12 protein-coding genes and 1 pseudogene are annotated in these 12010 nt (G+C 44.4%); 8 read left to right on the top strand and 5 right to left on the bottom strand.

The window, feature by feature from the left end; translation table 11 throughout:
- The 4 genes and pseudogenes from IQ263_RS26400 to IQ263_RS26385 form a co-directional block, all read left to right on the top strand.
- Positions 1-99: pseudogene (locus tag IQ263_RS26400) on the top strand (IS630 family transposase); the annotation flags it as partial.
- Positions 100-215: 116 nt separating this feature from the next.
- Positions 216-434 carry a hypothetical protein gene (locus IQ263_RS26395; RefSeq protein ID WP_194071042.1) on the top strand — a complete coding sequence of 73 codons (219 nt, stop codon included), beginning with the start codon at positions 216-218 and terminating at the stop codon, positions 432-434.
- A gap of 248 nt (positions 435-682) precedes the next feature.
- Positions 683-2038: a sensor histidine kinase gene (locus IQ263_RS26390; protein ID WP_194071041.1), complete on the top strand. Its 1356-nt coding sequence runs from the start codon at positions 683-685 to the stop codon at positions 2036-2038.
- Between the two features lie 108 nt (positions 2039-2146).
- The gene (locus tag IQ263_RS26385; protein WP_194071040.1) at positions 2147-3523 is read left to right on the top strand and encodes an ATP-binding protein; all 1377 of its coding nucleotides are present in this window, start codon (positions 2147-2149) and stop codon (positions 3521-3523) included.
- Between the two features lie 357 nt (positions 3524-3880).
- On the opposite strand, the gene IQ263_RS26380 is transcribed toward IQ263_RS26385, so the two are convergent.
- Complete coding sequence (locus tag IQ263_RS26380) at positions 3881-4660, bottom strand: ion transporter (RefSeq protein WP_194071039.1); 780 nt, start codon at positions 4658-4660, stop codon at positions 3881-3883.
- Between the two features lie 561 nt (positions 4661-5221).
- Here IQ263_RS26380 and IQ263_RS26375 point away from each other — a divergent pair.
- Entirely contained in the window at positions 5222-5683 is a 462-nt protein-coding gene (locus tag IQ263_RS26375; protein ID WP_194071038.1) for a phosphate-starvation-inducible PsiE family protein, read from the top strand.
- 57 nt (positions 5684-5740) lie between these two features.
- Here IQ263_RS26375 and IQ263_RS26370 read toward each other — a convergent pair whose 3' ends face one another.
- From IQ263_RS26370 to IQ263_RS26355, 4 genes are all read right to left on the bottom strand, one after another.
- Positions 5741-5932, bottom strand: a complete 192-nt coding sequence (locus IQ263_RS26370) for a hypothetical protein (RefSeq protein ID WP_194071037.1) — start codon at positions 5930-5932, stop codon at positions 5741-5743.
- A gap of 49 nt (positions 5933-5981) precedes the next feature.
- Positions 5982-6608: a ribosome maturation factor RimM gene (gene rimM / locus IQ263_RS26365; protein ID WP_194071036.1), complete on the bottom strand. Its 627-nt coding sequence runs from the start codon at positions 6606-6608 to the stop codon at positions 5982-5984.
- Positions 6609-6750: 142 nt separating this feature from the next.
- A complete protein-coding gene (locus IQ263_RS26360; RefSeq protein WP_194012767.1) occupies positions 6751-7383 on the bottom strand; it encodes a response regulator in 633 nt (210 codons plus the stop codon).
- A gap of 414 nt (positions 7384-7797) precedes the next feature.
- Positions 7798-9072: a molybdopterin molybdotransferase MoeA gene (locus tag IQ263_RS26355; RefSeq protein WP_194071035.1), complete on the bottom strand. Its 1275-nt coding sequence runs from the start codon at positions 9070-9072 to the stop codon at positions 7798-7800.
- Positions 9073-9422: 350 nt separating this feature from the next.
- Here IQ263_RS26355 and IQ263_RS26350 point away from each other — a divergent pair, with 350 nt between their 5' ends.
- Genes IQ263_RS26350 through IQ263_RS26340 form a run of 3 tightly spaced genes read left to right on the top strand, consistent with a single transcriptional unit; the run spans position 9423 to position 11955 of the window.
- Positions 9423-9989, top strand: a complete 567-nt coding sequence (locus tag IQ263_RS26350; protein WP_194071034.1) for an SH3 domain-containing protein — start codon at positions 9423-9425, stop codon at positions 9987-9989.
- Positions 9990-10003: 14 nt separating this feature from the next.
- Complete coding sequence (locus IQ263_RS26345) at positions 10004-11128, top strand: hypothetical protein (RefSeq protein WP_194071033.1); 1125 nt, start codon at positions 10004-10006, stop codon at positions 11126-11128.
- An 8-nt stretch (positions 11129-11136) separates the two neighbouring features.
- Positions 11137-11955 (top strand): ion transporter, encoded by an 819-nt coding sequence (locus IQ263_RS26340; protein WP_194071032.1) that lies wholly within the window; start codon positions 11137-11139, stop codon positions 11953-11955.
- The last annotated feature ends 55 nt before the right edge of the window (positions 11956-12010 follow it).

The following is a 12010-nucleotide window of genomic DNA, read 5'->3' as shown; positions in this document are numbered from 1 at the left end:
GATATTGAACACGATTTTAGTGCCTTAAAGCGAGCCAGAATGTATGCTCCTGCTGGCACATCTTTAGATGAACTTATCTGTGCCTACTGCGCTCAATAGTGTCTCTTTTTTATTTGAAATGACTATATCTAAAATCTCAAATCGACTGACTGGCGCGGGCTTTCGCAAACTAAGATTTAGGGGTTGTTGGAGTTGGAGTTGGAAACTTGCCTGCATTGGCATTTTTGCTTAAATACAGTACAATCTGCCGATTTTTGCCTCCGGGCCAGTTTTGCGGGCTGGTGTCTCAAGTTCCTGAGACTGTGCGAATCCGGGCCGTCGAACTCTCGAAGGATGTCAGTATATTTATCGATGACGGGCGATCGCACTCCAACTCTTTACCGACAGAGGAAAATAGCATAACAGATTGCACTAATCTATTGATAGATTTTTAAGATTTTTCGGAAAACACGCGATCGCAGGGTATATCATGGTAAAAAGTTTACAGCAGAGTTCCGTAAGTTCCACAAAAGCTTCGATCGTTTAACATTGATTTAGAAACAAAATCCTTAGCAGACCATGCTATTGCGATCGGGTTTTCCCGTTGGGTGCTGTTAAAATTTGACAAACTAGCAATTACCCGTTAGCCATTAATAGCAACTTAACTTATCCATCAATACAAAATTTAACAGGGGTTTCATCTATGTTTGCTGTGCATGAGACTAACTCGGAGTTATCCGTTTTGCATATCAATGAAATTTGTAGTTGGGATATATCCTTAGAATCAACTCTCCTAGATTTGCCTCTCTACAACTGTCAAATTGACTTAACCCAACAGGCAAAAGAAGTAGCCCAGGCTTTTGAAGGAAGTTCCATGCTTCCCGGAGTCATTTTGACCGAGCGGGGTACTTTTGTCGGCATGATATCCAGGCGTTATTTTTATGAAAAAATTAACAGGCGCTACGGGTTAGAAATGTTTTTTAAGCGACCGATCGAGGTATTGTACAGGTTTTCCAAGCAAGAGCTGCTGGTGCTTCCCGGCAGTAAATTAATAGTAGAAGCCGCATCGGAATCTCTTTACAGGTTAGCAGAATTAGTCTACGAACCCGTAGTAGTGGAAGTAGCACCCCAGACTTACAAATTGTTAGACTCACACCAATTAATGGTGGCTCAATCCCGAATTCACCAACTAACAAATAAGCTGCTAAAAAAACAAACCCAAGCGAAACTCATTCAAACCGAAAAAATGGCGAGTCTGGGGAGAATTGTCGCAGAAGTAGCCCACGAAATTAGAAATCCGCTGAACAGTATTTGGGGAAATTTGACTTTTCTGCTGTCCTATTTTGAAAATTTGCTGCAACTAATGTCAGCTTATGAAGAGGAATATTCGGAACCGTCTCCCCGAATTAATGCCCTCAAAGAAGAAATTGAATTTGATTTTTTACAAGAAGATTTGCCGATCACCTTAGAAGGGATGGAGTTGGGAGCCTCGCAATTGCTAAAAATAGTGAACGGGCTGCACCACTTCTCTCATATGGACGAGACAAAGCCAATGGATACAGACATTCACGAATGCGTGGATATGACGCTGTTAATTCTCAAAAACCGCTTGAAGAATAGCATAAGAGTGGTAAAAATTTACGGCGAACTGCCCCTAGTTAGCGGCTACTCCGGTCAGTTGAGTCAGGTGTTTTTGAATTTGTTAGTTAATGCTATAGATGCCCTGACAGAGTACGCAGCAAATAGAGAAATACAGACCGAGTGCGCGGATAACTGGCAGCCCCAAATCGAAATTACCACTAATGTCAGAGAAACTGAACAGGGCCAGCAGGTAGCAATTGAGATTGCTGATAACGGGCCGGGCATTGCCCCAGAACATCATCAGCAAATATTTGATACCTTTTTTACCACAAAACCGGCAGGGAAAGGCAGCGGTATGGGGCTGGCTATCTGCCATCAAATCGTCACAGAAAAGCACGGCGGCCAACTTTTTTTGCGATCGCAACCAGGCCAGAACACCAAATTTGAAATTCTCCTGCCAATAGTTCGCAAAACATGATTAACTCAAAAACAGTTTTCTGGTTCGCTGCTGCGGTGAAATGATAGGCTAACTTAGTAGTGGGTTCTCATTTTACTGTTCCAGCATTTCGGCAATTATAAAGTTCCAGTGGCAAATACATTCAGTTCCAAACTACAAAGCCCTTCACTTTCCGAAGGCAGCCATCAAGACCTTTCACTAGAGTCTACCCTCTGGGATTTGCCCCTGTATGAATTTCAGGTAAAATCGAGCTGCTTGGCCGTGGCCGTTGCCGAAATCTTTGAACAGCATCCCCTGGTGCCGGGAGTCGTCTTGATCGAAGCAGGAGAGTTTGCGGGCATGATCTCGCGCAGACAACTGCTGGAATATCTGCTCAAACCCCAAGGCCCTGAGCTATTTTTGCACCTGCCACTGAAAGTGCTCTACAGTTACGCTCGCGTCGAAATATTATTGCTCGCAGAGAGTACAACGATTTTGGCGGGAGCTCCACAAGCTTTGCGCCGATCGCCCGAATTGCAGTCAGAACCAATCGTCGTCCAAATAGACTCCCAATCTTACCGACTCTTAAACCCTCACGCACTAAACATCGCCTACTGGCAAATTCGCGGCATAGAAACTCAAGTCCGCTACGAAAGAGCCCAAACTCAAATGATTCAAAGCGAAAAAATGGCTAGTTTAGGCCGTTTAGTCAACGGAGTAGCCCACGAAATTTTAGATCCGGTGGGCTTTATTTGGGGGAATTTAACCTACGTCAGCGACTACAGCAAAAACTTGATGGAGTTGCTCTTAGTTTACGACGCGCACTGTACTGAACAACCGCCGGAAATAGCACAGCTCAAAGAAAAGATAGACTATGACTTTTTGCAAAACGATTTCCTGCGAACTGTGGCCAGCATCAAAGCCGGAGCCGAACGTTTGAGTAAGTTAGCAACCAGTTTGCAAAATTTCTGCCACATCGACGATATTTATCCCAAACCGACCGACTTGCACGCCAATATAGACAGCATACTCTTGCTGCTCAAAAGTCGTTTGACCAGGGAAATAAAAGTAGTGAAAAACTACGGCTACCTGCCGCCCGTGCCGTGCTATGCAGGACAGCTAAACCAAGTATTTATGAATATCTTGACCAATGCTATTCATACATTAATTAACGAAGCAGTCGGTCAAGAATTGGCGAAGGAGTTCAAGGGTGGAGGAATCAGAGAGGGCGATCGCCAGCCTCAAATTGAAATTACAACCCAAGTGTGCTGTCCCGAACCTGCGAGCGACTTGAACAAACTTCACGATCGCTGGGTTTCGATTCGCATAGCAGATAACGGGCCGGGAATGTCACCTCACAAGTACAAAAGAATCATAGAATCATTCTCTGCCGAAAAACGCGCCCTCAAAGAAACCAGCTTAGCAGTTAGCTATCAAATCGTGACGGGCAAACACGGCGGCGCATTCAGAATGCGATCGCAATTAGGAACAGGTACCGAATTTGAAATCTTGTTACCTTTAGCTTAAAGAAGTTATTGGTTATTGGTTGTTGGTTATTGGTTATTGGTTGTTGGTTGTTGGTTGTTGGTTGTTGGTTGTTGGTTGTTGGTTGTTGGTTGTTGGTTGTTGGTTGTTGGTTATTAGTTGCTAGTTGTTGGTTATTGGTTGTTGGTGATTGGTGATTGGTTGTTGGTTGTTAGTTATTAGTTATTAGTTATTGGTTGCCCCTAACAAATAACCACTAACAAATAACCACTAACCACTAACCACTAACAAATAACCACTAACCACTAACCACTAACAAATAACAAATAACCACTAACAAATAACAAATAACCACTAACAAATAACTACTAACAAATAACTAATAACAACAGCCAACAGTCAACCATTATCCAACTGAGTGCCACACATTTTACAGAATTTAGCATTAGCATCATGTACTAACCAACCGCAACCCTTACAAACAATCTCTACTTGATTAGCACTTTTAACTAACTGTTTAATCAAATCCCCCAACTGCCAAGGAATCAGAGCAATTCCCGTCAAAATCATCAAAATAGTTAGAAAACGGCCGGATTCTGAAATCGGAGTAACATCGCCAAATCCCACCGTAGTCATCGTGACAACCGAAAAATAAACAGCATCCAAAAAAGTCCCAAAAGCTGCGGGATTTTCCGAATGTTCGACTTGATAAATCAAACCAGAATAAACAAAAATTATCGCCAGTAAAGTAAACACAATCCGGGAAAAAATAACCCCATCTTCGGTGCTGATGCGAAAAACCGAATTTTTTAATTCCAGAAAGCGGATGAGTCGGAGAATTCTAAACCAGCGAAAAATCCGAATAAAACTGACATTGACAAATCCCAGTAAAAATGGTAATATTGCCAGCAAATCGACTATCGAAAAAAAACTAAAAATAAACTTAAATTTATGATCAGCGCACCACAGCCGCACTAAATATTCAACAGTAAAAACGACTAAAAGAGCGGTGTCGAGAGTTGCTAATCGAGTTCTAACTAATTCGGAAATCGGGTAAGTTTCTGCGATAAAGCTGGCAGTAGATAGGAGAATGAGTCCGGTAATAATTAAACTGACGGTTCTCCCTGCGGGCGTTTCAATGTCTTCTAAATAAAATGCAATTTGTTTGCGATTTAACATAAATAATCTGTATTGTAGCAGGACTCGGCGATTGAAATCGTCAGCGTCAAAGGATGTGCGCGCCGGAGGGCGACTGAAGAGGAAACGGGGTATTAAAGCCGGCTTTAGGATAATTCCCGTAGGGGCTAGTTCACGAATGTATGCAGCAATACAAACGAGAAATCCTGTAAACCCGACGCCCCAACCCGCCGCCCCAACCTACTCCCTTAAAGAATCGAAAGGCGACGGAAATCGCCTAAGCGTCAAAGGATGTCCGCCGGAGGGCGACTGAAGAATCTACGGGGTATTAAAACCTGATTTAATCTAATTCCCCTAGGGGCTGGTTCAAAAACAATATATAATTCAAACACACAATCTATATACCAATACACCTGGGTTAACGCTGTTTCTTGCCAGGAGAGATCCTTGCATCTCCCTGGTTGTAGGGAAAGTAGGGGTTGGCGCAAGAGCAATTTTTTGTCCCCTCGGTAGGGGGACGGCAGGCGATCGGGCTACATCAACCCGCCCCACCGCGGCACAGAGTTCGATCGCTGGCAATTCGACGCACATGATATAACTGGTATGCTGAAAAAAATATTTAGGCGAATTTCTAGGTTTGACAGCGATCAAAATTTTCTGCATTTTACAGAAAATGTAGAAGTAATAATATCGAAAATTCTCTCACTGGCGATGATTGTGGTAATTATCGTTAGTGTTTGCGATTTGCTGATTTATTTAGGAAAAGAGTTGTTTAACGACGACCACACTTTGCTAAAAGACACGTTGTTTGTCATGTTTGGGTTATTTTTAAATGTTTTAATTGCTCTGGAAATATTAGAAAATATTACAGCTTATCTCAAGAAACACGTAATTCAAGTAGAGCTAGTTATTGTAACTTCTTTAATAGCCGTATCTCGAAAAATAATTATTCTTGATTTAGAGAAAAAAACAGCAGCAGATTTGATAGGTCTATCGACGGCAATTTTGGCCCTTTCAATTAGTTATTTAATCGTGCGATATAGCAATAATAGACACGATACTTAATATCTAGATAGAGAGTATTCGACCTCTCGAACAGTTTTAACAATCGCGTATTGAATTTTAGTTCTCCAGCCAACGGTCGATTTTACCGACGGTGAACTCAAGGGCAGTGGCGAAGTCTGGAACGGCGGGAAGTTTGTCTTGGGGTCGATCAAATACAGCAATGGTGCGATCGCTTCGGTAGACAAAGATCAATTCTTTGTCGGGGTCAATCAGCCAGCCCATGCGGTTTGGTGCGTCGCTTCTCGCCAATCAAATAGTGGTGAAAATTTCGTTAACGACGCACCAAAATATTTTGATATTAGTCTAACAAACCAGCGGGAGGCACAATTTCAATTCGGCCTTTTTCTAAGTCAACAACTGGCACAATCTCTTGCACGAAAGGAATCAAGATTTTTGTTGATTTAGGCTGTTTCTCGCGGATTTTCCGTGGTTTGCGGGTATTTCTGGGGTCAGGGTTTGTTTTGGGAGTTTCAGCTTTTTTGGGCTTTTCTAGTTCTGGCGGCGTTAGATTTGTTTCTACTTCTAACAGGTCGTTACCTGCGGCAAGAATATCACTTACTTTGCCTAAAATTTCCCCGGTTAATTGGTTAAAAACTTCCATACCGATCAAATCTTGCACGTAAAACTCATCAGGTTCGAGGTAAGGTCGATCGGTCTTTTCTACAAACAACTTACAGCCCCGCAGCGCCTCGGCACCATCGCGGTCTTCCACGCCCTCCACCTCTACAGCATACAAGCCTTTGCCCGGTATGTAGCGACCTCCCAAAAACTCGATCGGTTCCGGTTCACTTTTGTTAGGGCGCAAAAGCCACCGCTTCCCCGGTTCGATAAATCTTTCCGGGAAATCTGAATCGGGATAGACTCGCACTTCCCCGTCCAAACCTTGAGCTGCTACAATTGTACCGATTTCTATCCACTCTGACATAAACTTTTTGGGAATTAGGAATTAATTGGGAATTAGGAATTGGGAGTTGGAAATTAAGAATGAGGCCAAAAGCATTGGTAGCAAACAAAAAATAACTAATGACTGCTGACTAATGACGGATGACGGATGACTGCTGACTTCTTTAAACCAACCCGGTTCTCAGGGCTACAACTGCCGCTTGCACGCGGTCATCCACAGCCAACTTATTCATAATACCGCGAACGTGAGTTTTAATAGTATTTGGACTCAAGTAAAGCGCCGCTGCTATCTCTGGATTGCTGTTACCTTCCACCATTAACTTTAATACCTCCAACTCCCGCTGCGACAACTGACCAAAAGTAGCTGTAGAGGCTGGTGCCGGCGGTTTGAGATGCTCGATCACAGTGCGGGCAATTTGAGGGTCAAGGTATGTAGCCCCCTCTGCTGCCGCTGCGATCGCCGCTAACAGCCTGTCTACGGAAGCACCTTTAATACAATAAGCATCAGCACCGCTAGAAAGTGCTGCAATAATTTCAATTTCTGCTGTGTGAGAAGTTAACATTACCACTCGAACTTCCGGCATTTGTGATTTAATTTTTTGAGTGGCTGCTATGCCGTCTAGCCTGGGCAAACCGATATCCATAACGATAATATCAGGCTTGAGTTTCAGTGCAGCAGCTACTCCTAAATACCCGTCTTCTGCTTGCCCTACTATTTCTATTTCTGGCGAATCTGCTAATACTTGCTCTAATCCCAGTTGCATCATCGGATCGTCTTCAACAATTAAAATTCTCATAATATGAAGTCAGTAGTCAGTAGTCAGTAGTCAGTAGTCAGTAGTCAGTAGTCAGTAGTCATTAGTCAGTAGTCAGTAGTCAGTAGTCAGTAGTCATTAGTCAGTAGTCATTAGTCAGTAGTCATTGGTCATTAGTCATTAGTCATTGGTCATTAGTCATTAGTTATAGCGGTTATCACAAAAGTGAGGTATGCCCTATGCCCACGGAGGCCTATGCCCTATGCCGGATAGTACCTCATATGAGAGCACAGAAAGGCTATAGTAGTCATTAGTGCTGTCTCCTCCGAGCGAACGTCCAAGTCATCAGGAAGAAGGCTATAACGGCTTCGCTCATGGTAAAAAGAAGGAATAAGGAAGAAGGAAGAAGGAATAAGGAAGATTAATGACTAATGACTAATGACTAATGACCAATGACTAATGACTAACTTTTAAAACTTCAACAAATTCGCCTGGGGGAATCCAGGTTTCTGCTGCTGGCAAAACTGCTAAACCAGTTGTATTAGCGAGGTTAATTAAATTCGCTGAATTTTGACTGCCGCTAGCTGGTTCAAATTCCCAGACTCCCGCCACTAAATGTAGTTTACCCCAAACATAAGTTTCGCGCTTGCCGTGCGATCGCAATTCAGCATTACACCTAGCCTTGACAAACTCCGGCCCCCAAGCATCCGCGCCCAGCCCAGACATCTTTCTCAAAGCAGGCACAACAAACCGCCAACAGCAGACTAAAGCTGAAACCGGATTTCCGGGCAAACCAAAATAGAGACAATCCGAACTCGAAATCGGCGCATCAGATTTTGTTTCATCTCGTTTAAACGCAGCAACGGTTAAGGGTTTTCCCGGTTTAATCGCCACAGCCTGAATGTGAATTTTACCTCCTAAATCTGCCAAAATTTTCTCTACATAATCGTAGTCTCCTACCGAGACACCGCCCGTAGAAAGCACTACATCCGCTGTCGAAACAGCCTGGGCGATCGCCTTTTGTAGCGCATCTTCGCGATCGGGAATTATCCCCAATCCGATCGGCTCACATCCCATTTGCGCCAACAAAACAGACAAAGCATACTGATTCGAGTCTACCAGTTTCCCAGGACTCAAAGGTTTGTCCGGCGATACCAATTCGTCACCAGTAGAAAAAATAGCGACGCGCACGCGCTTGTAAACGGGAACTTTAATGCACTGTGCAGTTGCTAACACTGCTATTTCTGGCGCATTGATAGCAGTACCGCGATCCATCAAAGTTGTTTCTGCTTGATAAAAAGCGCCTTTGTGCCTGACAAAAGCTTGCGGTTTTTCAGGAGCAACTAAGATAAAAATACGATCGCCCTCACGCCTCGTTTCTTCCTGCATTACCACCGTATCAGCACCATCCGGCATCATAGCCCCGGTAAAAATTCGCGCCGCCCAGCCCCGCTGCACCGTAATTTGAGGCAGATATCCCGCTGGAATCTCCTCAACTACTTCGAGCACCGCTGGTTTTTCGGCGCTGCAATTTTCCACATCGGCAAACCGCACGGCATATCCATCCATTGCCGAATTGTCCCAATAAGGAAAATCGAGGGAACTTGTCACAGGCGCGGCCAAGATTCGCCCCGATGCTGCCAGCAAGTCTACTGTTTCTACATCCCGCTGACTGTCGGGAGATTGCGCCAAATTTAGTATGATCGATTCTGCTTCTTTTACTGACAGCATGACTGTTTCCTGCGATCGCTCTGCGATTATTTTAACAGTCCTGCACGCAAAAAATACTTTGACAAACACCCATATCGGTCAAGTGTGCAGTGTGCACATAAGCTATTAGCTGCGTAGAGGACTGGCTCTTTGCTGAGTTTGGCAGCGGCAATGATTGATGCTGTGGGCGATCGCAAACCGCGCGTTTATGCTTGATTACCGGCAATCGACCTTGAAAATCTGACCAGCACGGCAGCAAATATAACTTTTTTATGTCTTGCGAGTGATTCTTTATTCATGCTTTAAGCAGATGAGCGAAATCAAAATTTGAGATAGGCTGTTGACATAAAGAGTTAAAACCAGATCAAGTGATGAAACAGAATGGAAGCTGGAAAAAATATACAAGTTTAACAAGTTCGTTATTGTTGAGTGCAACGGTTTTAGTTGCTCCGGCGTTTGCTAGCGAAACCAATCAAACTCAAAACGTTAAACTTCAAAATACAGGTGAATATTTACTAGCACAAATACCCAATAGCTGTCGCCAGGTAATTGCTAGTAACGGTCTTAACGTGCGGCAAGAAGCGAACAGTAACAGCCAAGCAGTCGGCATCATCGGCTCCGGCAGAACTGTGACAATTCAAAGTCTGGGCGAGAATGGTTGGGTGCCAATTACAGCACCGCTAAAAGGCTACGTATACGGTGGTTTTCTCGGAGAGTGCGAAACTGCAAATGCTCCGCCTCCTACTGACTGCCGCTTAGTTGCAGCCGTCAGAGGAATTAACGTACATCAAACACCTTCGACTGATGGAGAAACGGCTGGTTTCGTTGCGAAGGGACGAAGAGTGACGATTGAAGGTTTAGGAAGCGATGGTTGGGTGCCCATTACAGTACCTCTGAAAGGCTACGTCCAATCTGAAAACCTGGCATATTGTCGTTAATTTAAAAAACAGTGATGAATGACCAATCAAACCCAGAAGAAAAAACTGATTTGCAGCAAAAGTCTAGTTTGTTAAATGTGGTTGCGGAGACAGCAGAATCTGCACTGAATGCAGGCAAAGCGGCTGTTGATACGGCAGTTAATTTGGGGGAAGCTGCTGCTAAACAAACTTATCGATTAATTGGACACGCAACGCAGGGAACCGGACAAGTTGTGACTTTTGTTGGGAATCTTCCTTTTGTCAGACAAGTTGCAGGTGTGTTCAGGGTTGATTGGTTAGTTGGAGTTACCTCGCGCGTCGATTTGGCCAAAGCCGAAGCGGAAGTCAAGCAACTCCAACAACAGTATCCCAAGGAAAATTCCAGCGAAATTGCCCATCGCATCATGGTGCAAAAAGCGATCCAAGCAGGTGGTGTCGGACTTGCTAGCAGCCTTTTACCCGGTGTCGCGGCTGCACTGTTGGCGATCGATTTAGTCGCGACTACTGCGATTCAAACTGAAATGGTTTATGAAATTGCCGCCGCCTATGGGATGGATTTGCAAGATCCAGGGCGAAAAGGCGAGGTTTTGGCAATTTTTGGGTTGGCGCTGGGCGGTAGCAACGCCATGAAAGCAGGTTTGGGTTTTTTACGCAACGTACCGCTGGCCGGTGCGATGATTGGTGCGAGTACGAATGCTACGATGCTGTACGCGCTGGGATATGCGGCGCGCGAGTTTTATGAAGCCAAATTGAGGGAAGATGCTGATGAACCTGCAACCGAAACGCTGCAAGCAATTCAGCAACAAAGCGAAGAATATCTCGATGTGGCGATCGCCCAACAAGCAGTTATGGATCAAATTATTGTGCACATGATTCTAGCAAGTTATCCCAACAAAAACTGGGAAGATATTTTGCCAGGATTAAAGGTGTTGCAATTAAATGCCCATTCTCTGAATACGATTGCTACTAATATAAAATCCCCCGAACCATTAGATGCCTTGTTAGAGCAACTCAACCCCGACTTTGCCGTACCGCTATTAGCTCAATGCCGCCGCATTGCTGAAAGTAGCGGGGAAGTCTCGGAACCAGAACAGAGAGTCCTCGGTGCGATCGCCGATCGCCAAAGCCGATCGCAAAAAATCGACGCTCTGGATCGCTGACTTAACCTATGAGCGACCCAAACCTTGCAGAAAAACCAGCCCTAGAACAAGAGCGCAACGAGATTTTACAGCAGCTAGAAGATTGGCTGGAAACTCCCATGCTGGTGCTGTCATTTGTGTGGCTAGCTCTATTTATAGTTGAATTAATTTGGGAATTAAACCGGTTTTTAGAAGTCGCCAGCAACACAATTTGGGCGATTTTTATTGCAGATTTTATACTTAAACTCGCCATTGCACCGCGCAAAATTTCCTATATCAAAAGCAATTGGAGCGCAGTTTTTTCTCTGCTGTTACCGGCTTTGCGTACCTTTCGATTTATCCGAATTTTCCGAGCATTTAAGACAGCACGGGCTGTCCGAAGTTTGCAGTTGTTGCGAGTCATGACTCGTACCAATCGAGGGATGCGGGCCTTAGCTGCAAGTGTTCAACGCAGGGGATTTGGTTATGTTGTAGGACTAACAATAATTATTACCTTGGTAGGCGCAGCGGGGATGTATGCGTTTGAAAAAGATGTCGGCGACAGTTCCTCCGGTTTAAATAATTACGCCACTGCTTTGTGGTGGACGGCAATGTTGATGATGACATTGGGTTCGGAATATTGGCCAAAAACGCCTGAAGGCCGCATACTTTGCCTTGTTTTGGCACTTTATGCTTTTGCAGTTTTTGGTTATGTAACTGCGACAATCGCCACATTTTTTATCGGTCGCGATGCAGAGGATGAGGAAGCCGAATTAGCAGGAGCAAAATCAATTGCAGCCCTGAGCGCTGAAATTGCTGCCTTGCGGACGGATATTCAGCAATTACTGCATCAGAACTCAAATTCTTGAATCAGATATAGCAGTCCTTGCAGGAATCGTAAAGTTTTTTACCCCACCCCAACCC

It is taken from the genome of Tychonema sp. LEGE 06208 (assembly GCF_015207505.1).
Lineage (GTDB): Bacteria > Cyanobacteriota > Cyanobacteriia > Cyanobacteriales > Microcoleaceae > Microcoleus.
The sequence above is the reverse complement of the archived record's forward strand: the minus strand, read 5'-3'. Positions and strand labels throughout refer to the sequence as shown.

Bases quoted from the DNA above. Each gene is read 5' to 3' on its own strand.
- IQ263_RS26375 (WP_194071038.1), top strand. From the start codon at position 5,222: ATGCTGAAAAAAATATTTAGGCGAATTTCTAGGTTTGACAGCGATCAA.
- IQ263_RS26360 (WP_194012767.1), bottom strand. From the start codon at position 7,383: ATGAGAATTTTAATTGTTGAAGACGATCCGATGATGCAACTGGGATTA.
- IQ263_RS26345 (WP_194071033.1), top strand. From the start codon at position 10,004: ATGAATGACCAATCAAACCCAGAAGAAAAAACTGATTTGCAGCAAAAG.
- IQ263_RS26380 (WP_194071039.1), bottom strand. From the start codon at position 4,660: ATGTTAAATCGCAAACAAATTGCATTTTATTTAGAAGACATTGAAACG.
- IQ263_RS26350 (WP_194071034.1), top strand. From the start codon at position 9,423: ATGAAACAGAATGGAAGCTGGAAAAAATATACAAGTTTAACAAGTTCG.
- IQ263_RS26390 (WP_194071041.1), top strand. From the start codon at position 683: ATGTTTGCTGTGCATGAGACTAACTCGGAGTTATCCGTTTTGCATATC.
- rimM (WP_194071036.1), bottom strand. From the start codon at position 6,608: ATGTCAGAGTGGATAGAAATCGGTACAATTGTAGCAGCTCAAGGTTTG.
- IQ263_RS26340 (WP_194071032.1), top strand. From the start codon at position 11,137: ATGAGCGACCCAAACCTTGCAGAAAAACCAGCCCTAGAACAAGAGCGC.
- IQ263_RS26355 (WP_194071035.1), bottom strand. From the start codon at position 9,072: ATGCTGTCAGTAAAAGAAGCAGAATCGATCATACTAAATTTGGCGCAA.